This is a genomic window from Ezakiella massiliensis, from assembly GCF_059862345.1.
In genome coordinates this window covers 350,006-373,113 of the sequence record NZ_JCBCEO010000001.1, presented here as the reverse complement: position 1 = coordinate 373,113, position 23,108 = coordinate 350,006, and the positions used below count along the sequence as shown (strand labels likewise).

General features: G+C 29.8%; 31 protein-coding genes. All 31 read right to left on the bottom strand.

The annotated features are described in order from the left end of the window. Positions 1-22 precede the first annotated feature (22 nt). The 31 genes from rpsA to AC6FXG_RS01600 all read right to left on the bottom strand — a co-directional run bounded on the left by rpsA (position 23) and on the right by AC6FXG_RS01600 (position 23,022). Positions 23-1,318, bottom strand: a complete 1,296-nt coding sequence (rpsA, locus tag AC6FXG_RS01750; RefSeq protein WP_075573632.1) for a 30S ribosomal protein S1 — start codon at positions 1,316-1,318, stop codon at positions 23-25. Between the two features lie 153 nt (positions 1,319-1,471). Continuing rightward, positions 1,472-2,311 (bottom strand): 4-hydroxy-3-methylbut-2-enyl diphosphate reductase, encoded by an 840-nt coding sequence (gene ispH, locus AC6FXG_RS01745; RefSeq protein ID WP_500571316.1) that lies wholly within the window; start codon positions 2,309-2,311, stop codon positions 1,472-1,474. Then, positions 2,292-2,876 (bottom strand): lysophospholipid acyltransferase family protein, encoded by a 585-nt coding sequence (locus AC6FXG_RS01740; protein WP_500571315.1) that lies wholly within the window; start codon positions 2,874-2,876, stop codon positions 2,292-2,294. The genes ispH and AC6FXG_RS01740 overlap by 20 nt, the downstream gene beginning before the upstream one ends. Beyond that, positions 2,877-3,518, bottom strand: a complete 642-nt coding sequence (gene cmk / locus AC6FXG_RS01735) for a (d)CMP kinase (RefSeq protein WP_500571314.1) — start codon at positions 3,516-3,518, stop codon at positions 2,877-2,879. Continuing rightward, entirely contained in the window at positions 3,515-3,868 is a 354-nt protein-coding gene (gene aroH, locus AC6FXG_RS01730) for a chorismate mutase (RefSeq protein ID WP_500571313.1), read from the bottom strand. Before aroH ends, cmk begins: the two co-directional genes overlap by 4 nt. Next, entirely contained in the window at positions 3,865-5,067 is a 1,203-nt protein-coding gene (locus tag AC6FXG_RS01725; RefSeq protein WP_500571312.1) for a BaiN/RdsA family NAD(P)/FAD-dependent oxidoreductase, read from the bottom strand. The genes aroH and AC6FXG_RS01725 overlap by 4 nt, the downstream gene beginning before the upstream one ends. Further along, positions 5,067-5,678, bottom strand: coding sequence for a hypothetical protein (locus tag AC6FXG_RS01720; protein WP_500571311.1), 612 nt, complete (start codon positions 5,676-5,678; stop codon positions 5,067-5,069). Before AC6FXG_RS01720 ends, AC6FXG_RS01725 begins: the two co-directional genes overlap by 1 nt. Positions 5,679-5,732: 54 nt before the next feature. Further along, positions 5,733-6,593, bottom strand: a complete 861-nt coding sequence (locus tag AC6FXG_RS01715; protein ID WP_075573639.1) for a MurR/RpiR family transcriptional regulator — start codon at positions 6,591-6,593, stop codon at positions 5,733-5,735. Then, positions 6,580-7,302: a pseudouridine synthase gene (locus AC6FXG_RS01710; RefSeq protein WP_075573640.1), complete on the bottom strand. Its 723-nt coding sequence runs from the start codon at positions 7,300-7,302 to the stop codon at positions 6,580-6,582. The genes AC6FXG_RS01715 and AC6FXG_RS01710 overlap by 14 nt, the downstream gene beginning before the upstream one ends. Continuing rightward, a complete protein-coding gene (scpB, locus tag AC6FXG_RS01705; RefSeq protein WP_500571310.1) occupies positions 7,292-7,945 on the bottom strand; it encodes an SMC-Scp complex subunit ScpB in 654 nt (217 codons plus the stop codon). Before scpB ends, AC6FXG_RS01710 begins: the two co-directional genes overlap by 11 nt. Before the next feature lie 12 nt (positions 7,946-7,957). Then, positions 7,958-8,665 (bottom strand): segregation and condensation protein A, encoded by a 708-nt coding sequence (locus AC6FXG_RS01700; protein WP_500571309.1) that lies wholly within the window; start codon positions 8,663-8,665, stop codon positions 7,958-7,960. Then, positions 8,662-9,255: a site-2 protease family protein gene (locus AC6FXG_RS01695; RefSeq protein WP_500571308.1), complete on the bottom strand. Its 594-nt coding sequence runs from the start codon at positions 9,253-9,255 to the stop codon at positions 8,662-8,664. The genes AC6FXG_RS01700 and AC6FXG_RS01695 overlap by 4 nt, the downstream gene beginning before the upstream one ends. Continuing rightward, on the bottom strand, positions 9,255-10,541 hold the full coding sequence (locus AC6FXG_RS01690) for a thymidine phosphorylase (RefSeq protein WP_500571307.1): 1,287 nt from the start codon (positions 10,539-10,541) through the stop codon (positions 9,255-9,257). Before AC6FXG_RS01690 ends, AC6FXG_RS01695 begins: the two co-directional genes overlap by 1 nt. After that, the gene (locus tag AC6FXG_RS01685; RefSeq protein WP_500571306.1) at positions 10,541-11,062 is read right to left on the bottom strand and encodes an NUDIX hydrolase; all 522 of its coding nucleotides are present in this window, start codon (positions 11,060-11,062) and stop codon (positions 10,541-10,543) included. Before AC6FXG_RS01685 ends, AC6FXG_RS01690 begins: the two co-directional genes overlap by 1 nt. Continuing rightward, positions 11,063-12,730 carry a DNA repair protein RecN gene (gene recN, locus AC6FXG_RS01680; protein ID WP_500571506.1) on the bottom strand — a complete coding sequence of 556 codons (1,668 nt, stop codon included), beginning with the start codon at positions 12,728-12,730 and terminating at the stop codon, positions 11,063-11,065. It lies immediately after the preceding gene. Between the two features lie 12 nt (positions 12,731-12,742). Further along, complete coding sequence (locus tag AC6FXG_RS01675) at positions 12,743-13,564, bottom strand: polyprenyl synthetase family protein (protein ID WP_500571305.1); 822 nt, start codon at positions 13,562-13,564, stop codon at positions 12,743-12,745. Continuing rightward, positions 13,554-13,772, bottom strand: coding sequence for an exodeoxyribonuclease VII small subunit (gene xseB / locus AC6FXG_RS01670; RefSeq protein WP_075573648.1), 219 nt, complete (start codon positions 13,770-13,772; stop codon positions 13,554-13,556). Before xseB ends, AC6FXG_RS01675 begins: the two co-directional genes overlap by 11 nt. A 9-nt stretch (positions 13,773-13,781) precedes the next feature. Then, positions 13,782-14,963, bottom strand: a complete 1,182-nt coding sequence (gene xseA, locus AC6FXG_RS01665; RefSeq protein ID WP_500571304.1) for an exodeoxyribonuclease VII large subunit — start codon at positions 14,961-14,963, stop codon at positions 13,782-13,784. Beyond that, positions 14,956-15,366, bottom strand: coding sequence for a transcription antitermination factor NusB (nusB, locus tag AC6FXG_RS01660; protein WP_500571303.1), 411 nt, complete (start codon positions 15,364-15,366; stop codon positions 14,956-14,958). Before nusB ends, xseA begins: the two co-directional genes overlap by 8 nt. A gap of 35 nt (positions 15,367-15,401) precedes the next feature. Next, positions 15,402-15,782, bottom strand: coding sequence for an Asp23/Gls24 family envelope stress response protein (locus AC6FXG_RS01655; protein ID WP_075573651.1), 381 nt, complete (start codon positions 15,780-15,782; stop codon positions 15,402-15,404). Positions 15,783-15,803: 21 nt separating this feature from the next. Next, positions 15,804-16,121, bottom strand: coding sequence for a CD1247 N-terminal domain-containing protein (locus AC6FXG_RS01650; protein WP_075573652.1), 318 nt, complete (start codon positions 16,119-16,121; stop codon positions 15,804-15,806). Between the two features lie 11 nt (positions 16,122-16,132). Continuing rightward, a complete protein-coding gene (gene efp / locus AC6FXG_RS01645) occupies positions 16,133-16,690 on the bottom strand; it encodes an elongation factor P (RefSeq protein ID WP_075573653.1) in 558 nt (185 codons plus the stop codon). A 56-nt stretch (positions 16,691-16,746) separates the two neighbouring features. Continuing rightward, complete coding sequence (locus AC6FXG_RS01640; RefSeq protein WP_500571302.1) at positions 16,747-17,622, bottom strand: hypothetical protein; 876 nt, start codon at positions 17,620-17,622, stop codon at positions 16,747-16,749. A gap of 64 nt (positions 17,623-17,686) precedes the next feature. Further along, entirely contained in the window at positions 17,687-18,235 is a 549-nt protein-coding gene (locus tag AC6FXG_RS01635; protein WP_500571301.1) for a hypothetical protein, read from the bottom strand. Continuing rightward, positions 18,204-18,527 carry a prepilin-type N-terminal cleavage/methylation domain-containing protein gene (locus AC6FXG_RS01630; protein ID WP_500571300.1) on the bottom strand — a complete coding sequence of 108 codons (324 nt, stop codon included), beginning with the start codon at positions 18,525-18,527 and terminating at the stop codon, positions 18,204-18,206. The genes AC6FXG_RS01635 and AC6FXG_RS01630 overlap by 32 nt, the downstream gene beginning before the upstream one ends. Next, complete coding sequence (locus AC6FXG_RS01625; protein WP_500571299.1) at positions 18,520-18,975, bottom strand: prepilin-type N-terminal cleavage/methylation domain-containing protein; 456 nt, start codon at positions 18,973-18,975, stop codon at positions 18,520-18,522. Before AC6FXG_RS01625 ends, AC6FXG_RS01630 begins: the two co-directional genes overlap by 8 nt. Then, entirely contained in the window at positions 18,962-20,263 is a 1,302-nt protein-coding gene (locus tag AC6FXG_RS01620) for a hypothetical protein (RefSeq protein ID WP_500571298.1), read from the bottom strand. The genes AC6FXG_RS01625 and AC6FXG_RS01620 overlap by 14 nt, the downstream gene beginning before the upstream one ends. Next, a complete protein-coding gene (locus tag AC6FXG_RS01615; protein WP_500571297.1) occupies positions 20,250-21,497 on the bottom strand; it encodes a hypothetical protein in 1,248 nt (415 codons plus the stop codon). Before AC6FXG_RS01615 ends, AC6FXG_RS01620 begins: the two co-directional genes overlap by 14 nt. Further along, on the bottom strand, positions 21,497-21,922 hold the full coding sequence (locus tag AC6FXG_RS01610; protein ID WP_500571296.1) for a hypothetical protein: 426 nt from the start codon (positions 21,920-21,922) through the stop codon (positions 21,497-21,499). Before AC6FXG_RS01610 ends, AC6FXG_RS01615 begins: the two co-directional genes overlap by 1 nt. A 40-nt stretch (positions 21,923-21,962) precedes the next feature. Continuing rightward, positions 21,963-22,304: a type II secretion system protein gene (locus AC6FXG_RS01605; protein ID WP_500571295.1), complete on the bottom strand. Its 342-nt coding sequence runs from the start codon at positions 22,302-22,304 to the stop codon at positions 21,963-21,965. 13 nt (positions 22,305-22,317) lie between these two features. Next, positions 22,318-23,022 (bottom strand): hypothetical protein, encoded by a 705-nt coding sequence (locus AC6FXG_RS01600; RefSeq protein WP_500571294.1) that lies wholly within the window; start codon positions 23,020-23,022, stop codon positions 22,318-22,320. Positions 23,023-23,108 lie beyond the last annotated feature (86 nt).

The following is a 23,108-nucleotide window of genomic DNA, read 5'->3' as shown; positions in this document are numbered from 1 at the left end:
GGCAGCTTCTCAAAATTAAAATTTATTCTTCTGTATCATCTGATTCAGCTTGAGCCATTTTCTTAAGTTCACCAAGAACTTCACTATCGAAAAGTGGATTATCAATAGGATTTGTTTCTACCTTTTCTTCCTTTGGAGCTTCTTCTTTAACTCTTTCTTTTCTTGGGCGACGTTCTCTTTGTGGCTTTTCAGGTTCAACTAAAGCTCTCATGCTCAAAGAAACCTTCTTGTCTTCATCCTTAATATCTACGATTTTGGCTTCTACTTCTTGACCAATATTAAGAACATCTGATGGCTTTTCAATGTGTTCTACACAAATTTGTGAAATGTGTACAAGGCCATCAATTCCATCGCCAACGTTAACAAATGCACCGAAATCTGGCATTGAAACAACTGTTCCTTTGATGGTATCGCCAACTTTGTAGTTGCTTGTGAAAGTTACCCATGGATCTTCTTTTAATTGTTTGATTCCTAATGAAACTCTTTCTTTTTCTTGATCGATGTCTAAAACTTTAACTTCAATTTCATCGCCAACATTTAGAAGTTCTTTAGGACTTCTAATTCTTCCCCAGCTCATATCACTTATGTGGATCAAACCATCTACTGGTCCTAATTCAATAAATGCACCAAAGTTTGTAAGTCTAGCAACTTTACCAGTTCTAACTTGTCCAACTTCGATTTGACTCCAAAATTCATCTTTTTCTTTTTGAATTCTTTCACGTTCAATCTCACGTCTAGATACGATTGCTCTTCTTCTAGATTTGTCAAAATCAATTAGTTCAACTTCTACAGTTTGACCTACTAGACCTGAGAGATTCTTTCTAAATCTGTCATAAGCATGGCTTGCAGGCATAAATAACCTAGCACCTTCATAGTCAGCTACTAAACCCTTGTTAACTTCTTCCTTGATAAGAACATTAAGATGTTCTTTAGCTTCAAATTTTGCTTCTAGATCATCCCATGCCTTAACGTCTTTAATTCTTCTTAAGCTTAATACTACATTACCTTCGCCATCGTCAACCTTAACGACGTAAACATCGATTTGGTCTCCAGCTTTAAAATGTTCTCTTGGGTCTTCAATATCTTCTGGCATTTCATCACGATTAATAATTCCGTCTGATCTGAAATTAATGTTAACCATAATTTGATTGTCAGTTACATATAGAATTTCTCCCGGTACAATCTGTCCTCTTCTGATGCGAGTAAATGTGTCCTCAATTTGTTGCATCATCGCATCTTGGTCTGTAGGTTGAACTGTTGTGTTTGACAATTCACTTTCGTTGTTTGAAACATTTGTGTTTAATTCATTTGTGTTCATAGTATCTCTCCTTCAATATCTTTTTTGATTCTGTTACTGTGTCAGTAGGACTTATCATCCTTCTTAATCGACTCACCTGTCGGCTACCCCGATTCGTAACATCTTGAAGTAATCATACATCAACCACATATCCATACGGATTTTAAATTGATTTTATCCTTCAATGTTTCTGTCAATGTCGTTTAACACTCTAACAGTCTCCTCAATTATCCAGTCTGGAGTTGAAGCCCCAGCGGATACTCCTACTCTATTATACTTGTTAATCTCATATAAATCAAGTGAAAATACGTCTTTTGTTAAATAAAATGGAAAATTATTTTCTTTTAAAATATTTGCTAATTCTTTAGTGTTATTTGAATTTTCTCCGCCCAAAACAATTATACAATCTGTAAGATCCATTAACTTTATAATAGCCTGTCTTCGTTTTATTGAAGCGTTGCAAATTGTATTTTGTATAATAAGGTTTTCTTTATTATCTTTAAATTTATTTAATATATATTCTGTTAAGATCTTTGACTTTTCAGTATTTAAAGTTGTCTGCATAGTAACAAAGTATTTCTTATTTGCATCTAACTTATCAATATCAGAAACATCATCAACAATAATTGTACCTTCAACTTGTGATGCTGTAGCCAAAACTTCAGGATGGGACTTGGACCCAAATATTATATTTATATATCCTAAGGAATTATATTTATTAATCATTTTATAAATATTTAATAAAACTGGACAAGTAGTATCTATCAAATTATATTTTTTTGCTAACTTATCTTTCTCGGACTTAATTGTCCCATGACTTCTTAAAATTAGATTTTTACACTCACAACCATCCGTATATTCAACTATGCCAGCATCCTCTATCCTTCTTTGAACATCCTCGTTGTGGACAAGTTGACCAATAATAGCAGAGTCTTTTGCATTATCTATTGCAAGATCAAAAGCCCTCTTAACTCCAAAGCAAAAACCTAATTCATCAGCTAAGATTACTTGCATCAGCCATTTCCTTAATTGTAATCATGACATCCTTGCTCATTTTATCATATAACTCTTTAGAAGTTAATTCGCTACCTGTTTCTGTATAAATAGGATCCCCTACAAAAAATTCTACCTTGGAAAACAACTTATATTTTGATTTTATATAAATAGGTTGTATCCCTGTATTTGCTTTATATGCAATTAGTCCAACTCCCGCTTTTGCGTCATCAATATTAATATATTTTTTCCTGGTTCCTTGAGGAAATACTCCCAAAGCTTTATCATTTTTAAGAACACTGATAGAATCTTTGATTGAGCTTAATTCGGGTTTTTTCCTGTCAACAGGAATCATATTTAATTTGTTGAACAACCATTTAACTGGTTTAATTTCAAAAAGCTCTTTCTTGGCCATAAAAATAATTTCTCTAGGAAAATATAAATACATTAAAATAGGATCCCAATTAGACAAGTGATTGGCACAGAAAATAATAGGCCCATCACAAATAATTTTGTCCTTATTGTGAATCCTTACTCTAAAAAGTATATATGATAATATTTTTGAAATAAATAAAATAAATTTCATTTAAACTCCCTGTATATGAGATAAAATCTCATCAATAGTATCATTAATTTTTTTATTTGAAGTATTAATTATAATTGCATTTTCTGGGATAGCCAAAGGATCAATATCCCTTTCCTTATCCCTTTTATCCCTAGCTTCAATATCAATTAATATTTCTTGATAGCTCTTACCATTTAGCATATCTTTTCTTTTAAGCTGATTGTATCTCCTGCGAGCACGAGTACTAGCACTTGCATCAATATAAAATTTATAGTCAGCATTAGGTAAAACTGCTGTGCCAATATCCCTTCCATCAACAATAACAGAATATTCATATGCCGTCTGTCTAATAATACTATTAACCTTTTCTCTAACATATCTCTTGGTTGCAATTACACTGGACATATTTGTCACGTCTGCAGTTCTAAGTTCGTCTTTTAAATGTTTTCCATCTAAAGATACACCATATTTATTATAACTTATGCATATATCTTTAACTTTATCCTTGGCATCTTCAAGGCCGATATTATTTTTAATTAGATAATAAGCAATCGTACGATAAATAGAGCCTGAATCTATATGCATAACTTTAAGTTTTTTTGAAACTTTCTTAGCTAGTGTGCTCTTACCTGACCCGCTAGGGCCATCAAAAGTAATAATCATTTTACCTCCGCATATAAATCTGGTCTTAAAGATCTTGCCTTCCCAACATAAACGTGAGAAACACTTTTAGAAATATCAGTCGTTACAACAAATCTAATGCACTTTTCAAGAGAGCGTGCAACATACTGCTCCTGAACGCATATTATGGGAACATCAACTCCAGCCATCCTGATGCCAGGTCCTGGATAGGCTGATGTTATATCTTTCGTTGCTGTAGTTGTTATAGATATAATATCATCTGATGAAATTTCATTAAGCTTAAGTATTTCTTTCATCAAATAGCAAGAAGCTTTGTTAACCTCATCAGCGGTATCATTTTCTATTGTAATAGCACCTCTTATTATCTTCATAATTCCTCCGATATTGATTTAAAAGCCTTATAAGCAGTTGAAAATGCAATTTGTAAATTATAACCACCAGTATTTGCAGCTACATCAATTATTTCTCCAGAAAAATATAGACCAGGCACTAAATTAGACTCCATAGTTTTTGGATTAATTTCTTTTACATTAATGCCTCCGTCAGTTATAACTGCTTCATTAAATCCTCTTCTAGATAAAATCTTAAACTCCAGATTTTTAATAAGCTCAAGCAATCTCTTTCTTTCATCAAGAGTTATCTGATTGACTTTTTTGTCTTCGTCAATTCCAGACCTTTTTACAATATAATTAATCATAGACTTAGGCAATAACTTATCTAGAGAATTCTTAAATGACTTATTAATATTCTCATCAAAATCACGCAATAACCTATTATCTAATTTAGTATTATCAAGGGCAGGTTTTAAATCAATAGATATTATATCGCCTTTTTGTGCATAAGAACTTAAAGTTAAAATAGTCGGTCCACTTAAACCATAGTGAGTAAATAGTAATTCTCCAAACTCAGATATCTGTCTTTTCTTTGAAGTTAAGCTTACATTTACATTTCTTAATGATAGGCCCATAAGCTCTTTATCATCATTTAAATCAACATTTAAACCCACAAGTGCTGGTCTGGTCGATATAATAGTGTGGCCAAAACTCTCAGCAAATTTATACCCATCACCAGTTGAGCCAGTCATTGGATATGATAAGCCACCAGTTGCAATTAATAATTTTTTTGATTTGTACTTGCCTTTATTTGTCTCAACATTAAAGCAATTATCTTTTGATACACTTAAAACATTTTCATTAAATACAAAGTCTGCTTTTGAATTACTATATAAGGCATCAATAACATCTGTAGACTTATCAGTAAAGGGGAAGACGCGTCCTCCCCTTTCAGTTTTTGTATTTAAACCTTTTTCTTTCAAATAATCCAATAAATCGTAGTTTGTAAATTCATAAAAAGACGAAAACAAAAATTTGCTGTTTGAAAAAACTTCGTCAAAGAATTCATTTATTGGTCTTGAATTTGTAATATTGCATCTACCCTTACCTGTTATTTTTAGCTTCTTGCCTGGTTTTTCGTTTTTTTCAATAATTAAAACCTTTTGATTTTCACTTACCATTGAAGCAACTAGTAGACCGCTGGCACCAGCACCAATAACAATAAGATCATAAATCATTATTCAGCAACAATTCTTGATAGATTTAAGACTCCATTAGATTCTGAAAAATATATATAAATTGTTTTATCAGAACCCTTTAGTTCAGCCCTATATTCTCTTGGGTTATCAACTGTAACTATTGTCTTTGTATACTCTAAACCTTCATAGGTTTTTCCTTCATCGCGAACCATTCTGAAAGCATTTTGATAATCTGCATTGTAATTTTCTATTGCAGCAGCAAATGTTTCTTCTGATTCATAGGTTCCTGTATATATGTTCTTAATAATTTCCACAATATTGTCTAAAAATGGAATATTAACAATTATTTCTTCTTCACCTGGAGTATTAACTGCATTTAATTCCTTGTAATCATTTAAATATGATTCATATAGGTTAGCTTTATTGGCTTCAATTTGTGTTCTAAGTTGAGCTACAGTCTTATCATCTTTTGTTAAAGCAATTTGATCTAACATTTTTTCAGTGATAAAATTAAATTTTTCGTCTTCGGTTAATACAATCGATGCTAGTTCATTGGCAATTTGCATCTTTTCTTCTTCTTTTAATGTAGCAACTTTTCTTGCATTAATATCTCCGTCACTAAATAATTTACATCCTGTAGTAAATAGCATTCCTATAGCTACTACTGCAACTAAAATCCTTCTCTTCATAATTACCTCCCTAAATCATTCTGTGTCAAATATATTATATTTTTTCCACAGGTCTTCCATTTGAGATAGGCTATTGATTGTATTTTGCCTATTGCTCATGCTTATATCAACTATAATCCCATTTATGATCGCCATAGGAACTACAAGCGAATCTACAAAAAACAACAAATTATTATTTGCTGCAATTGATAAATCAGACATTTTTGATAATTTATTTGAATCATTATCTGTTAATGATGCTATTTTAACATTCTTATCTTTGGCGTACTGTACAACGTCTAACATCAATCTAGTATATCTTGGATAGCTGATTACAAATAATAAATCATTTTCATCAGCGTCGACCATTTCTTCAAAAATTGTGGTTTCATTTTCTCCCAGCAAGCATACATTGTCAAGTAAAATTCTTAAATAAAAATTAAAATACGAAGCTAAAAAATGAGAAGTCCTACATCCTAGCAAATATATTTTTCTAGCAGTTAAAAAATTTTCAACAATTTCCTTTACTGTAGATTTATCAATAAGTTCTAACTTTTTTAAATAAGAAATCTCCGAATTTACCGAGCTATATATAGAGCTTGTATATGCATCTACTTCAGAAAAGATGTTCATCCTATCTATCGATGTAGATGTACTTTTTACATCATCGATTATAATCTCTTTTAAATCTCTATACCCTTCAAAGCCTAGCTCTTGAGCAAACCTTACTATTGTTGATTCGCTAAGTTTTAGTTTGCAAGCTAAATCTTTAGCGGTCATATCAACCATCTCGTTAGAATTAAGAAGGATAAAATCAGCTATTTTTTGTTGACCTTTACTAAGATTTTCATATTTCTCATAAATTAAGTTTTTTAACTTTTTTTCATTTACTGCCATGAATCTTTAGTAGCTCCTTAACATATTTTAACTCATTTTTATCAAATTGTCTATACTTCCCCTCTGTAAGTCCGTTCAGGCTAATTTCTCCATGCTTAGTTCTAATTAATCGGTTTACAGTAAAATTAAACTTTTCAAACATCCTTCTAATTTGACGATTACGTCCTTCATAAATTTGGATTTCTAATTTTGTTTGATACTTGTTTCTATTCTTGACATTTATAAGGCATTTTTGAGTAAGGCCATCTTCAAGCTTAACTCCATTTTCAATCTCCTTAATAATTCTATCAGGAACATAGTCATTAATATAAACTAAATATGTTTTTTTAATTTGAAAAGATGGATGCGTCATTATATTTGTAAATTCGCCATCATCTGTTAAAATAATCAATCCTTCGCTATCTAGATCAAGCCTACCAACATATTGAAGTTTCTTGTTGTAATTAATTAAATCTACTGCAAGTTTATCATGGTGAATATCAGAATTAGATGATAGATATCCTCTAGGTTTATATAAGGCAAAATAAACATTTCCTTTACTTAACTGAATTGTTTTGCCATCTACCTTTACATAGTCATTTTCGGAAACATCATGTCCTATATTTTTTATTATTTCACCATTAACTGTTACAAGACCCGATTTAATAATTTCATCAGCTTTTCTTCTTGAAGAGTATCCGGAATTAGAAATAAATTTATTAAGCCTCATTTGTATTTTCTACCTCATTATTAGTATCACTAGAAATAGATTCTATACTATCCTCGTCTTCTTCTACTGATTCTATTTCAATTATATCGTCAAAATCAATTTCTGTAATCTTTAATAGCTCGAGGATTTCTTCCTTATCAACAAGTTCTGGTAAATCATTCAAATTTTCAATCTCAAATGACTTTAAAAATTTATCTGTAGTCTTGTAAACTATAGGTCTGCCCGGTTGATTTAAATTTCCGGCCTCTCTTACTAGTCCTCTATCTAATAGCGTCCTAACAGATCCGTCACTTTTAACTCCTCTAATTTGCTCAATTACAGACTTGGTGGTTGGTTGTAAGTACGCGATAACACTTAGGGTTTCCATAGCTGCATTAGATAAGTTTCTCTTTTTTTGCTTTACACCAAAATCAGAGATTATTTTATGATATTCTGGATTGGAATTTAGCTGAACTGATTTACCAATAATTTGAATCCGTAAACCCCTATCATTATATTCATTTTTTAATTCATAAATAATGTCTTCTACGATAGATTTATTAATATCAAAATATTTAGATATTTCGCTAATTTCAATCATATCACCCCAGGCAAAAAGTAAAGCCTCAATTGAATTTTTATATTTTATTCTGTCTTCACACACTTTAAACCTCTTTTAAATTTTGCTTAAGTAGATATCTGTAAATGCTGATTCCTGTTTGCAAACAATTAATCCGCTATTTAATAATTCTAGAATTGCTAAAAAAGCAGTAATTAAATATTCACGATTTTTATTATTAGATATTTTTCTTAAAGAAATATCATTGTCTTTAAGCAAAATATTTTTTATATCCTGGACCAGATCTTCTGTCTTATATCTTTCTTTAACAATTAAAATTTCATTGCTAACCAAGGCTTGTTTTTTATCGTTAATTAAACTATTAAATGTATTAAACAAGTTATCCTTATTATAGCTAATTGTATATACAACATTAGTATTAAATACGTCCTCATCCAGACTTTTATCATAAGATAATAAATTATTATCTAGTAAGGCAAACAAATCAGCTTGGGTCATCTTAAATCGATTATAAACAATAAGCTGCTCAACAAGATTAACCCGAGGGTCATCATATTCCTCCTCATCTTTAGATGGAAGCATCATTTTTGTTTTTATATTTAATAAAGTCGCCGCCAAGTATAAAAATTCAACCTGAATTTCTATACCCATATCTGCATTTTGTCTTAGAGTATCCAAGTACTCCTGTGTAATAAAATTTATTGGAATATCATAGATGTTAACTTCATTCTTTTTAATTAAATCTAATAATAAATCCAAAGGACCTGAATAGTCGTCTAATTTTACTAGTATATTTTGACTCATGATAACATCCAATTCATTGTTGACATTACTAAATGTCCTAAAACATCTGAAATAGATCCACTGAAAATTAATACTACTAGCAGTAATTGTGTATATCTCGAATACTTTTGAACCTCATAAGCAGTTCTGGGACTAAAAAATGAAAGTAAAATATTAGAACCATCAAGAGGTGGCAATGGTATTAGATTAAAAAATGCTAAATTAAGATTAATGAGCATAGACATTACTAAAAAAGTATAAAGATATGAATTTGCGCTTATTACATTACTTTTAATTATAATCGCACAAATAAATGCAAATAGAAAATTTACAACGATTCCTGCTATGCTGACTAAAAACATGCCTAAATTATAATTTTTAAATTTCCCTGGATTAACAGGAACTGGCTTAGCCCATCCAAATTTAAAGATAAATAATGAGACCAGCCCTATTGGATCAAGATGATTGAAGGGATTAAGTGAAACCCTACCCATATCCTTGGCGCTCCTATCACCAACAGCCAAAGCCGCTAAAGCGTGAGCTGATTCATGAATAACTATAGCTAGTACAAGTGCAGGTGCATATCTCAAAAAACTTAATATCGCATCCATTAAATCACCTTTAAAATTCTGTCAGTGCTTTGCTTGCTATCATTGAGTTCATAGGAGCCTTTAATAAATTCTTCGATGTCTTTAAAGTCTTTTTCTGTATAAATGGAATATAATATATCTCCTTTATTAACTTTATCACCGTGAACTTTATTAAATTTGATTCCAGCGCCATGGTCTATGGTATCTTCTTTAGTTTTTCTACCTGCACCGCACATTAGTGATAAATAACCAATAGCGTGAGCATCATAATCTACATAGCCCTCTGCATCTGCTAATACGTCATATTTATTTTTTGATAAGCTAGATTCGATATTGTCAAGAAAACTTGCATCCCCATCTTGCCATTTAACAAGTTCTACAAATTTTTTATATGCAGAACCATTGTCAATTAAGACCTCACACTCTTTAATAATTTCGTCGAGGGATTTGGATGGATATAATAGCTGTATTGATTCAGCTGCAAATCTTATAGACATATCATAAACTTCTTCTTTTAAATTTCCTTTTAATACATCCACTACTTCCATTATTTCCAATGAGTTTCCTACACATCTACCTATTGGATTATTCATATCTGTAAGCACAACACTAATATCTCTATTATTTTTATCGGCAATAAATTTAAAAATTCTGGCAAGTTCTGTTGCTGATTCTAAATCCTTCATAAAAGCACCCTTGCCAACCTTTAAATCTATACAAAGTGCTTTATTCTTAATGGCCAATTTTTTGCTCATAATAGACGAAGCAATGAGTGGATAAGAATCAATCGTAGCTGTAACATCTCTAAGAGCATAGATTACTTTATCAGCAGGTGCTAAATCATTTGTTTGTGCAGCTAAAACAAGACCGATTTCTTTTGCTTGCTTCTCAATTGCTGCTTGGTCCAAATAAATATTAAAACCTGGGATGCTTTCAAGTTTATCCAGTGTACCTCCTGTAATACCTAAGCCTCTTCCGCTCATTTTAACAACCGGCACACCATAAGCTGCAAGGATAGGTGTAATAAGCAATGATAGCTTGTCACCTACTCCACCTGTTGAATGTTTATCAACAGAATGATCACTAATGCCTTCTATATACTCGGTACTTCCATTGTTAACCATGCTCATAGTTAAATTGTATGTCTCTTCATCAGTCATACCATTGATATATGTTGCCATTAAAAAAGCTGATAATTGATAGTCAGGTAGTGATCCATCGACAATTTTTTTAACAAGAAAATCTATTTCATCAGCATTTAAATTAAGTCCGTCTCTCTTTTTTTCAAGAATTGAAATAAAATCCATTAAACCAGCCCCTTTGCAATGTAATATGCAACAACAGTTTTCATGTCGATAATTTCTAGGTCATCAATCATCTTTCCTAATTTATCTAAATAAATATATTCAACTTTTAGATTTTCCTTTTGCTCACCCTTTTCAAATGGACCTTTAGCAAAGAAGAAATTGATTTTTTCGGTAGAATATCCAGGCGAACTAAACAAAGAATAAACCAGCTCAACATCAGATGCAATTATACCTGTTTCCTCAGTCAATTCTCTCTTGGCTGCCTCGATTGGTGTTTCGCCAGCATCCACCATTCCAGCTGGAATTTCGTATATTACATCATTTACAGTGTTTCTAAAATGTTTAATCAAAAGTAATTTTCCATCTTGCACTAAAATTATTGCTGATACATCAAGGTGTTCAACAATTTCCCTTTTTGAATATTTTCTATCAGGCAACTCAACTGAATCTAATCTTAAATTTAAAATCTTGCCTTCATAAATCTTATCGCTTTTTATAGTCTTTTCATATAAATCTGACATTTAATCCCTCTTTTCATTTAACAATTCTTCAGCGTTTTTTAAAGTAGCTTCGCTGATCACATCTCCACTTAATAACCTTGCAATCTCTTCGATTCTTTCATCTCTATTTAGCTCTCTAATTTGTGTTTGAGTCTCATCATCGTCATCAAACTTTTGAATTTTGAAATGCACATCCGCTTTGGCAATAATTTGTGGTAAATGTGAAATTAAAATAACTTGTCTAGTATTTGATAAATCTAAGAGTCTATTGCCTACAGCATTTGCTGCTTTTCCGCTTAATCCAGAATCTATTTCATCAAATACCAAAGTTTTATTGGTCTCATCATTTGCAAAAATTTTCTTTATAGCAAGCATAAATCTGCTCATTTCACCACCTGAAATTATTTCTCTAAGTGGTTTTAAGTCAGCTCCCTTATTAGTTATAGCCATGAAATCAATTTTATCTATTCCATCTATGCTAGGATACTTTTCTTCAAAAGAAACAGTAAAATATATATTATTCATATCCAAATGCTTTAACTCATCCATCAATTGTCCTTCAAAAATTTTAGCATTCTCTTTTCTTATAAGTGAAAGTTGTCTTGAGATTTTATCATATTTCTTTTGTAGGACATCTACTTCATCTTGCTTTGCTTTAATAATGTCTTCTATATGTTTTAAATTATTCAAATTATCTTGCAAGTCATCTCTGTAACTTATTATTTCAGAAACATCTTTATTATATTTTTTCTTAATAGCTTGAATGCTTGATAGTCTAAAATTAATTTCTTCTAGCCTAGATTCATCAAAATCAACATTCATATAATCATCTAAGGAGTCCGATATATCTTCTACTTCATAAATCACACTTTGTAACCTTTTTGTGAGTTCAGATATCGATTCATCAAAAACTTCTATTTTTCCTAGTGAAGATACACTATCATTTAATGAGCTCAATGCTCCAGTACCTGTTTCAAAATCTCCAGCGATAGAATTTTTTGCGTTAATAATAGAATTATATATAAGCTGATAGTTTTCTAGTTTATTTAACTCTTCTTTTAAAGAACTCTCCTCACCCTCTTTTAATTCAAGGGCTTCTATTTCATTTATTTGAAACTCCAAGTAGTCCATTTCTTGGTTAATGTTTTCAGATGTTTTTATTAGCTTATCTAGTTCTTGCTGGGCAGCTCTCTGCTTTTTAAACAAGTCTTCAACTTGAATTTTTATGTTAATAGTCTCATCACTTAAAGCATCTATCATCGGCAAATAGTTGTCTGTATCTAAAAGAATCTGATGCTCATATTGTCCATAAATATTGCAAATCTGATTTGCAAGCAGCTTTAAATTGTTTATAGTAACAGAAAAACCATTAATCCTTGATACGGATGGATATTCTAAAAATATATCTCGTCTAATAGTAAAAGTCTCATCATCTGTATAAACGCCTAAATTTTTTAGTGTAGGAATAATTTCTTCATTCACAGAGAAAGTCGCCTCTATAACTGCATGGTCTTCACCAGATTTTATCATATTCTTAGAGGCTCTTTCACCAAGACAAACACTTAGAGCTTCAAATACAATAGATTTACCAGCACCAGTTTCCCCACTTAAAATATTTAATCCACGTTTAAACATGACTCTTGAATTTTTTATTAATGCAAAATTATTAATATTTAATTCTAAAAGCATGAGCTCCTCCAATTAGTTGTTTATAAATTCCTTACTAAATAATACATCAGTTATCTCTTTATACCCATTAACGGACGCATCTAATTCAGATAAAGACTTATAAATGCTGTCTATATTATTCTTGCAATCGTTAATTATTTTTTGACATTCTTCTTTAGAAATTTTATAGATGCCATCTTCATCACTTCTATCATCTATAGCTTGAAATCCCTGACCAATATTTATTGATAAATTCGCCAATAAATTTAACTCTTTTTTACCTAATCCTAAGTACAATCCACTACCGTAAATTGCGCACTCAAATAAGGCAACCGTCTTTCCATTTATAGTTTTAAAATAATCTTCTTTAGTTGCCTTCGCTTCACTTTCAAAAGCCTGGCCCCCAATCATTCCCAAAGCCCCTGCTTTGTTGAATAAAAATTTATAGGCACGAACTTTATTTATGTCGTTGTCAACCATAAGATCATCAAAAGATATTTCTGCAGCTAAGTTTAAAAGACCATCACCTGCAAGCAAGGCATTCATTTCTCCGTAAACTACATGGGTTGTTTCTTTTCCTCTTCGAAAATTATCATTATCCATACACGGTAAATCGTCATGGACAAGCGAAAACTCATGAATCATCTCAAGAGCTGCAGCATAAGGATATATTAGCTTTGGGTCAATATCAAATGCATTAGCTGTAAGCAAAGAAAACTTAGGACGCAACCTTTTGCCCCCTCTTTTAACTGAATATATCATAGCTGACTTTAAGTTATCACTTGAGATATCCATTTGTTCAATTGTAGAAGTTAAATACTCCTCAAAATTAGAAAAATCCATCTTAAAACTCAACATCTTCCTCTGAATCAATGCTATCATCTTCAATCAGGATTTCAAAATTCTTCTCACAGTCATCAATATAGTCTTCACATTTTTTTATTAATGTTTTTGCTTCTAAAAATAGGTTGTAGCTTTCGTTAAGCGCAATTTCATCAGACTCGAGAAGCTCTATGATTTCATTTATTCTCTTTATGCCATCTTCGTAATTAAAGTTTTCCATATACTCCTCCTAAATAATTTCAGAAATAAGGCTACCTTTTTCAAAAATAGTTTTTAGCTTGTCGCCCTTATTATAACTAGACTTTTCTGACAGTAATTCACCATTCTCATCAACAGTTATAGTATAACCTTTCTTTAAAAGTTTTTGCGTGTCAAATGGTATTAACTGAGATGAATAGTCTTTAAGTTCATTCTTGTATTTTAAAATCTTTAATCTCATGGATTGATTAATAGTTTTATTTTTTTCTAGTATCTGTTCTTTACTATTTTTTAATTTTTTAATAGGTGATTTTAGATTAATTATATTTTCAAGAGCTCTAAGATTTTTACGCTCATCATTAAAATAGATAAAATAGTTATTAATCATCAAGTCAAGCCTATCTTCTAAATTATAAACATCTTGATAAATATCTGGAGAGATAAGTTCCGCAGCGGCAGTAGGGGTTGCAGCTCTTAAATCGGCAACGAAATCAGTAATTAAAAAATCTGGTTCATGTCCAATTGCTGAAACTGTGGGATGAATTGACTCAGCTAATTTGCGAGCAATTCTTTCATTGTTAAAAACTGCAAGTTCTTCATAACTACCTCCACCCCTTGTCAAAACAACAACATCAAGATCTTTAGAATTAAAATAATCGATAGCCCTACATACTTCATTTACAGTTTCCACACCTTGAACATGGACTGGATACAAGTATATGTTTGCTAATGGATACCTTCTTTTAATTACAGATATAAAATCTTTAAGTGCTGATCCAGATGGAGATGTAATTAGCCCAATATTTTTTGGCTTTAATGGAAGTGGCCTTTTTGTAAGATTGAAGAGTCCTTCTTTTTCCAACTGTTCCTTCAGTTGTAAAAATCTTATATATAAATCTCCTAAGCCTTGAACTTTTGCTTCAGAAACAATAAATTGATACTGGCCCGCCCTTTCATAAACATCAATTCTTCCCTCTAATATAACACTGTCGCCTTCTTCAAAAGGTATTTCATCATATTTACTGAGTATATTAAAAAAAACACACCTAATTCTGGAATCTTCATCTTTTAATTCAAAATAAAGGTGTCCATTTTTAGATGGTTCTTTAAAGGCACAAACCTCTCCCTCTATAGCAATAGACCTTAGGTTGATATCATTTACTAATATATTCTTTATATAATTGTTTATTGCAGATACACTAAACTCAATCATTAATAAACCTCGAAATCTTACCTAAAAGTGAATTTACAACTTTATAGGAATCAACACCTGAATATATTTTAGAAATTTCAACCGCTTCATTTATAGCAACTCCGACAGGTATATCCAAATATTTAATTTCTACTAGTGCAAGTCTTACAATACACTTGTCTATTAAAGAAATCCTATTAAATTTATAATTTTTCTCTTCTCTGTTGATTACTTCCTCAATATTATCTTTGTTATCAAGATACTCTAAAAGCAACTCGTATGTATAGGACATAGAGTCTTTTTCAATATTATTGTTAATTACGTAGTTATCAATAAATTCTGCAGTAAACTGGTTATTTATTTCCATAGCATATAAAATTTTTATTGCTTCTTCACGATGTTTTTTTCTATTTTCTATTCTCATAATATCATCTTAAAAAAAGCCCTTATTTAAGGGCTTTATGCATTCACTTTCTCTTTAAAGTTAGAATCTGTATTTAAACTTGTAACTAGAACATTAACATATTCTACTTCTAAGTTCGTCATAGATTCTACTGAGTTTTTTACGTTCTTTTGAATTTCTCTACATGTGTTTTCAATATCAACACCATAGTTAAGTTCAACTGCAATTTCTAAACTAATTATATCTTCAGAAATACTTACCTTAACACCTTGACTTTGTTTATTTGAGAAAATATCAGTAAATGTTTCAGTAACAGTTTTTACTGTTTTACAAACACCATCGATTTCTTCTGTAGCGAGTCTGGCGATATTAGCAATAACATTTTCTGAAATAGTAACATTGCCTTGAACAATACTTGTATTTTCGTTATTATTCATAATTCCTCCTAGAAGCTAAAACTAAAAATTATCTGATTCATTAGATGATTCGTTGTCATCTTCATCCCAGTTTAAATCATCCCAATCGTCGTCATCTTCATCGAAGCAATAATCATCGTCATCTTCAAAAAGCATTTCTAATTCAGCTAAATCGTCATCTAGCATTTCAACATAATTCTCTAGACTTTGAAAATCAGAGTTTAAAAAATCTATTTCATTAGCCATGTCTTCCATGCAATCTAGCATTTCTAAAACGATCTTTTCAAGCTTGCTATCCTCACCTGTTAATCCATAGCCTTCTGCTAAACCTTTTAAGTATGATACTTTTTTAATAGTCATAACTCCTCCTTTTATACTCTAGATAAGTATTCTCCAGTCCTGGTATCAATTTTTAAAACATCTCCACTTTCAACAAATAATGGAACTTGTAATGAAAAACCTGTTTCTACAGTTGCTGATTTAGTTGCTGAACTTGATGTGTCACCCTTTACTCCTGGTTCCGTTTCTGTGACCTTGAGTTCTACAAAGTTAGGAGCTAATACTTCAAAAGGTTTTCCATCAAAAAATCTTATTGTTGCAATATCATTTTCTCTTAAAAATTGTAGAGCTTCCTCTACTTCCTCTCTGCCTAAGGGCATTTGTTCATAAGTTTCATTATCCATAAAGTAGTATAATTCACCATCATTATATAAGTATTGCATTTCCTTTGTTTGAATGTTAGCCTTTTCATATCTATCTGATGGGTTGAAGTTTAATTCACGTGTGCCACCTTTAACAACATTTCTGATTTTTGTACTTACAAATGCAGCACCTTTACCTGGCTTTACGTGTTGGAAATCAAGAACTTGCCATACATCACCATCCATTACAAAAGTAACGCCTTTTCTAAATTCACCTGCTGATATCATAATTAACCTCCCGTTTCTAATACAGTTATTTTAACATATAATTGTAAAATAATCAATTATCTTTTATAATTTATAATCCTCGGATCTGCAAATACTCTATTTATTAAAGCAAATTTATTGGCAATTTTAAAATCACCTACATCCACCTTGTTTCCATTAATTGCCTGCAAATATCCATCGATAATAATTCTCCCTGTTCCTTCTATTTCATCTATAAAAAGATTTCCTGACTTTATACATAAAAACCCATTAAACTTTAAGTGTTTTGAACGAACATTTCCGTTATTAAATATATACAAGCGGTTAAACTCAAAACCATCTTTTAAGTCAAAGAAAATATTTGTATTTGGATGAGATCCTATTATATAAGTGGTAACTGTAAAAGGGGTTTTAAGAACTTCCCTATCTCCATTTTTAACTATAATTTGTAAATTCTCTACTGTTATATAATTATCACCAGGTTCCAGTTCAATAATATTCATAAATTTTTCATCATATTGTGGCTCCAAATTCTCTAAGGCCTGGTTTATCAATCTGTTTTTTTCATTTTGAAAAATGTTGTCTGATGTATTATCTATAATCTCATCTTTACAAGTCGTCAACGTTTTGTTAACTGTATCCACAGTAAAATTTTCATAGATTGATGTGCTTTCAGATTTATAAGACATATTGAAATTAATAAATGAGTCCAGTGATTTAATGCTATCAAATGAAATATTTTCATTAATAAAATTATTAGGGCTATATCTACTTTTATCTAAATCTGTTAATTTCTGCGACTTATCATTTTTAAAAGCATCTTCTACCATTCTATCTTTAAAGTTTTCAAAAAAATAAAGCATTGTACTGTACATATCTTGCTCAATCTGAAAGCCTTTTACTTCTAGTGCAAGTATTTGGTTTTTTCTATATACATCCTCCAACTTTATCATAACTATACTGCTAATTAGCATTAAAAAACATATAAACCATATCAAGACTGAACCCTTGTATTTTTTAATCATTGTAGACTCCGGACAAAACCTTCCTTATGCTTTCATTTCCAAACTTGTCTTTAATATATATTTCAAAAATACCATCATTATATGAAAGATCAAATTTTTCTATATTTCTAATAATAATATTGTCAGAGAATGCGCTATATGCTAAATTACCTCTGATGGCAGTATTATAAGCCCTATACTTTAATTTACCATTATCATTTTCAAAATAATAATAGTTAATTATTTTCTCTTTATATTTATCTTTTTCTCTATCATCAAAAAGATATGATTCAAAAACATATTGATTATCAGTGCTATTAAACCTATCCTTAATTTCAACTATACTGTATGTATTTGCCATTTTAATTTGATTTGAAATAAAATAAGAAGCATCGTATAAAGCAAAATAATTTTTATTATTTTCTTCAGCTTTAGTATTAGTTAATACATTTTTAAAAAATACTAAGCCCACCATTAGCAACGATATAAAGATGATAGAAATTATAACTTCTAGCAAAGTAAAAGCTGATTTACTTTTCTTTGATTGAAAAACGTATTTCAAAATCCTTACCATCCTTATTGTAATCTAACTTATAAGTACGTATATTCTTATAAGAATTAATTAAGCTAATATTATATAAATCAGACGCCTCTATGCTTCCGCTTGCCTGGCATTGATAAATATAATTTTCAATGTTTAGAAGCTCAGCATTATTTGTGTACAAGTCTTTTTTCTTTTTATTTATTGAGTTCAAACAGAAGGCTATAGAGGAAAAAGAAATTGAGACAACTAAAATAACAATCAAAAGCTCCAATAATGTAAATCCATTTTTCTTTTTTCTTACTTTAGTCACTTTTTTCTTTTACCTCAACTCTAAATTTGGCTATAACAGGAGTGAAGATTATTTCATAATCCTTAAATTCTCCACTTATAAAAAACCTACCTGAATAACTTGGTGCCATAGTTTTGTTAATTTTATAATTAAGTAAATATTGGTCACCATCTGGTCGTTTAAATTTCATTTTACCCTTTAGCTTGTACTCTTTTCTTAAATCTCCAGAAATTATATAAAGTGTTTGCATATCAACTTCTGAAACAAATAACTCCACTTTTCTTTTAGAGCCTGCAGCCATCCTGGAAGCATCTTCCATCGCATTTTTTATTCTCTCAACTTCTCGCCGTTCCATATATGCTTCATAACCATCTCTGGAAGAAAATATTATTAAAAAAGATATGCTTATAATAATCAATACTATTATAATTTCTATGATTGTAAATGCAGATTTTTTATTTGATTTCATAAATATTCCTGAATCTAACCAAGAAAACTTTTCTATCCTTAAATTCGCTTTCTTTCAGTTGGTTATCGTTAATTAGCTCCTCTTTTATTACTCCGCCCGAAATACTATCTATAAATTCATCAATACTATTCTCTCCTTCTTTAGAGACTGTTCTAATAATTCCATTTTTTTGTATTTCATTATATATATCACTTTTTATTTCCAGATTTAGGTTTTCAAGTGCAAAAGATGTTGAGCTTTTATTAGGAATATTAAACTTTATGCCATAAATTTCTATAGGGAAATTATATTTATCTTCTACATGAAAAATAAATTTACCATCTAAATAATTGCCACTTATATTCTTGATCTCTCCATAATAATCTGAGACGCATAGTTCTAAATTGCGGCTAATATTATTAAATAAATCGCATTTTAACAATACATCAATTTCACCTGTAAAAAACTTCACGCTTTTATTTTTAAATGATACAAGCGCAGATCCATTTTCATCAGAATTGTTGTATATGTTAACGATATATGATTGGTAATTTTTATTTGGGTTAACTTGATATTTGCCTTCAACTGATATGTTTTGATGCATTGGAGTACATAATAAATCAAAATTTTCCTCTCTAAAATCTATTAGGGCAAATTCCTCTTTTTTCTCAACTATGTTGGTATCACTTCTTACATCCATATTAGAATTTGATTCTGATTTAGAATCATTATTTTCATCTGAACCTTCATCCCCAGTTTCATCCATGTCATCTTCTAAAAGATTAGTAATTCGATTGTCAATTGTCAAATCTTTATGACTGAATGATTTATCGAATAAGAATAAATTCTTTAAGTCTATATGTACTTTATCATCTTTGATTAAAGTAAAATCTAGAAGCTTATCAGGAAGAATTGATTTTAAATTATCTAATAGATAAATATCACTCATTTCTAATCTAGAATTAGTTACCATTGGGTATATACTTGTGCTTCCATAGAAATTATCATAAGTATTTTCTAGTGACATATAATCAAGATTATTTAATCTAGAAAATTCTACTATCTCATTATAAAAATCATCATATTTTTTGTTGTCAAAATCTACTTCTGGCAACTCTTCTTCTGGAGGTGTTCCGTTTGATCTTAACTGAACGCTTGATTCTTGAATTTTTTCTTTAATATTGTCAATCTCTTTTTTCAATGGAATAATGCCTTTAAAAAACAACAAAATAGATAATAAAATTAAAGCAATAATTGATGTAACTTTTAGTATTCTAATTTTATTAATACTATCATTAATACTCTGCATTTCCCACCTCAAAACTTAACTCATATTGAACGGTATTACCCATATTTTTAATCTTAGATACTTTATCAGAGTACTTTTCATCTAAGTTTTCTGAGCTGCTTATAGTTACAATTAATTCTCCACCAACAACTCTTGCATTTAATATCTCATAGCTTAGATTTAATTCCTCTAATATATCAATTATTTTTTCACCATTTAGAAATTGATAACTGGATAGAATTTGATCATAATCTTCAATTGCTAATAGCTTATCCTCTTGGTTTTTAATATTATTATCCCTGCTAATTAAATTATCAAGCCTCTGATTTTCTATAACTTCATATTCCTCGTATAAATTTTCAAGGTTAGATTTCAGAAATTGCATATAATATATTTCAAAAATAAAAATTGCTAATAAAGATACAAATAAAATTATTAGTAGAGGGCTTCTCCCTTTCCTTTTAGAATTATTTAATAAGTTCTGGTCACTGTTTAACCCAGCTCTTGAAATATCAAAATATTTAATAATTTCTAAATTTTTAAAAGCAAAAGTTGATAAATACTCTTTTGTGTCATCACTAATATTGTAGGGAATTAATTTTAAATTATAATCTGAAGGACTATCTAAGTCTTCCAAAAGTCCACCCAATACAGAGGCAAGTAGCTCAAAATCCAAGTTCTCATAAATTTCATCTTCAGTTACATTCTCAGTATTTCCCTCCATATTTTTTTTGGCTCTATCATTATAAAAACTTCTATCATCATAAAAATACTTTTCTACATGTCCATTATCAATGACCATAAAAAAATAAAAATCTTTTTCAAGTATAAAGTAAATATTCTTTGCATCTTTTGAAGTAGATTTAACTAAGTCATAAAAACTATATAAATTATAAGTAACTCCTAAATCTACAGAAGCCCTTTGAAAAGCTTCTATAGTTTTTAAATCAAAGTTAAAAATAGAATGAGTATTATCAGAATCTATAATGGATTTATACTTTGTCCTATCTAAGTAAAGCATGGCATTATTAATGTTCTCATTCTTTTTAAATATTTCAATATAAGAGTTTGGATCCAAAATATAAACATTGCATGATTTATATTTTAAAAATTTATTTAATTTATTAAGTGTCAAAGTAAGAACTTCATCATTTATGACCCCATTTTCATCATATAAGTTTTCATAAAAGAAATATCTTCTTTCTTCGCCATCAAAATACTGAGCAAAATAACTGGTAATAAAAATATCACCCATTATAAAATACCTCCCAGATAGATAATAACACTAAGCTCTCCAACTGCAAAAGCCGGAAACATTGGTATATGTGAATCATTTTTATGTATATATAATATAATACCATAAATAAGAGAAATAATTAAGTAAGTCCACCAAAAAATAATAAAGGATTTTACATTCAATGAAATTAATTGAAGGCATAAAAAAATAATATCTGCTTCACCAACCATCCTTCTAGAATATTTAAAGGAATAGTAAATAGCAAATATTATTATAGCAAAAAGCAATTTGTTTTTAAAATATAAAGAGTCTTTTATCATATATGCAGAAACAATTTGGAATACATTAATAGCATATAAAAAAATTGAAGATACAGACTTTGTTTTAATATCTTCAATTGCTATAAAAATTAATATTAATAATATAAATACTCTTAAACCCAAATACAACTTCATAAATCAAATCTTCTATATAATCAATACACTATTTTTTCTTAACAATAACTTTTTTATCCTGAATCGAAACAGAATATGAATCTAGAAGTTTTTTTGCCTTATCTTTCGAGTCACTATCATCAAGTGAACTTTCTAAAAACGGAGCCAGATCATCTTTACTTAATTCAGTTTTATTATCCCATCCATTTTCAATACAATACATTGTTGCTGCCTCTTTTAATGCAAGCATGTTCATGTTATCAGCTGTGCTCTGGGCTTTTTCCTTGTACTTGTTTATAGATGGAATAGCAACGGCAAGTAAAATAGAAATAATAACAAGTACAATAACAAGTTCAATCAGAGTAAAGCCTTTTAATTTTTTTCTATTCATATCTACCTCCAGCCTACTTATATCTATCAATTACCCTTTGATTTAATGCCTTCCAATAAGCATCAAAAAAAATATCGTTAGCATATTTTGATATACAATCTTTAGTTTTCAAGTATATTTGATTTAGATTTTCTCTAGATAAATCAGTTTCTTCAGGTGCTATTCCATTTTCTACAATGACATATTGAGAATCAAAATGATTATTTAGATCAAAAATAAAAGGTCTTAATTGTTTTCTAGAAAATGTATTTACAAGTTTTTTCAAGATCTCTTTATTCTTTTTCTTTTTTAAAAGTTCTTTTTTTAGAAAAGCTTTTAGCTCCAGGACTTCCCGATCTTCGTATTCATACTCATATAAGTAGTTATGATCAGTCAATCTATCTAGATCATATTTATTTAAAGCCATCTCTTCTACTTCATTAATTGAAATGAAGTCATAATAAGCTTTATTATAACCTAGTATATTCAACCTTAAATCCAGTGAGCTTATGTCATCGTAAAACATAGTAACTATTTTTGTGATATTCATTATAGAGACGTCATACCTTCTCAAAATTCTTTTCATGTCATTTGTAAATCTCTTATAGCTAGTGTACTTAAAGCCTTCAAATTTAAGTAATTCTTTGTTCCTATCACATATATAATAGTTTATATCGAGGGAAGTTCTTCTATTATTGTTATTTGTGTACAAATTATTTTGTAAATTATTAGAATCCATTTGTCCCCTCCCTCTTAAATTATTATACAATATAAAAACAAAAAAATATCGGCTTTCAACCGATATTTTTGTTAAGATAATTTAAC

Coding starts and splice junctions, on each gene's coding strand:
- rpsA (WP_075573632.1), bottom strand. CDS start 1,318: ATGAACACAAATGAATTAAACACAAATGTTTCAAACAACGAAAGTGAA.
- ispH (WP_500571316.1), bottom strand. CDS start 2,311: ATGCAAGTAATCTTAGCTGATGAATTAGGTTTTTGCTTTGGAGTTAAG.
- AC6FXG_RS01740 (WP_500571315.1), bottom strand. CDS start 2,876: ATGAAATTTATTTTATTTATTTCAAAAATATTATCATATATACTTTTT.
- cmk (WP_500571314.1), bottom strand. CDS start 3,518: ATGATTATTACTTTTGATGGCCCTAGCGGGTCAGGTAAGAGCACACTA.
- aroH (WP_500571313.1), bottom strand. CDS start 3,868: ATGAAGATAATAAGAGGTGCTATTACAATAGAAAATGATACCGCTGAT.
- AC6FXG_RS01725 (WP_500571312.1), bottom strand. CDS start 5,067: ATGATTTATGATCTTATTGTTATTGGTGCTGGTGCCAGCGGTCTACTA.
- AC6FXG_RS01720 (WP_500571311.1), bottom strand. CDS start 5,678: ATGCTATTTACTACAGGATGTAAATTATTTAGTGACGGAGATATTAAT.
- AC6FXG_RS01715 (WP_075573639.1), bottom strand. CDS start 6,593: ATGGCAGTAAATGAAAAAAAGTTAAAAAACTTAATTTATGAGAAATAT.
- AC6FXG_RS01710 (WP_075573640.1), bottom strand. CDS start 7,302: ATGAGGCTTAATAAATTTATTTCTAATTCCGGATACTCTTCAAGAAGA.
- AC6FXG_RS01700 (WP_500571309.1), bottom strand. CDS start 8,665: ATGAGTCAAAATATACTAGTAAAATTAGACGACTATTCAGGTCCTTTG.
- AC6FXG_RS01695 (WP_500571308.1), bottom strand. CDS start 9,255: ATGGATGCGATATTAAGTTTTTTGAGATATGCACCTGCACTTGTACTA.
- AC6FXG_RS01690 (WP_500571307.1), bottom strand. CDS start 10,541: ATGGATTTTATTTCAATTCTTGAAAAAAAGAGAGACGGACTTAATTTA.
- AC6FXG_RS01685 (WP_500571306.1), bottom strand. CDS start 11,062: ATGTCAGATTTATATGAAAAGACTATAAAAAGCGATAAGATTTATGAA.
- recN (WP_500571506.1), bottom strand. CDS start 12,730: ATGCTTTTAGAATTAAATATTAATAATTTTGCATTAATAAAAAATTCA.
- xseB (WP_075573648.1), bottom strand. CDS start 13,772: ATGGAAAACTTTAATTACGAAGATGGCATAAAGAGAATAAATGAAATC.
- xseA (WP_500571304.1), bottom strand. CDS start 14,963: ATGATTGAGTTTAGTGTATCTGCAATAAACAATTATATAAAGAATATA.
- nusB (WP_500571303.1), bottom strand. CDS start 15,366: ATGAGAATAGAAAATAGAAAAAAACATCGTGAAGAAGCAATAAAAATT.
- AC6FXG_RS01655 (WP_075573651.1), bottom strand. CDS start 15,782: ATGAATAATAACGAAAATACAAGTATTGTTCAAGGCAATGTTACTATT.
- AC6FXG_RS01650 (WP_075573652.1), bottom strand. CDS start 16,121: ATGACTATTAAAAAAGTATCATACTTAAAAGGTTTAGCAGAAGGCTAT.
- efp (WP_075573653.1), bottom strand. CDS start 16,690: ATGATATCAGCAGGTGAATTTAGAAAAGGCGTTACTTTTGTAATGGAT.
- AC6FXG_RS01640 (WP_500571302.1), bottom strand. CDS start 17,622: ATGATAAAGTTGGAGGATGTATATAGAAAAAACCAAATACTTGCACTA.
- AC6FXG_RS01625 (WP_500571299.1), bottom strand. CDS start 18,975: ATGAAATCAAATAAAAAATCTGCATTTACAATCATAGAAATTATAATA.
- AC6FXG_RS01620 (WP_500571298.1), bottom strand. CDS start 20,263: ATGCAGAGTATTAATGATAGTATTAATAAAATTAGAATACTAAAAGTT.
- AC6FXG_RS01615 (WP_500571297.1), bottom strand. CDS start 21,497: ATGGGTGATATTTTTATTACCAGTTATTTTGCTCAGTATTTTGATGGC.
- AC6FXG_RS01605 (WP_500571295.1), bottom strand. CDS start 22,304: ATGAATAGAAAAAAATTAAAAGGCTTTACTCTGATTGAACTTGTTATT.
- AC6FXG_RS01600 (WP_500571294.1), bottom strand. CDS start 23,022: ATGGATTCTAATAATTTACAAAATAATTTGTACACAAATAACAATAAT.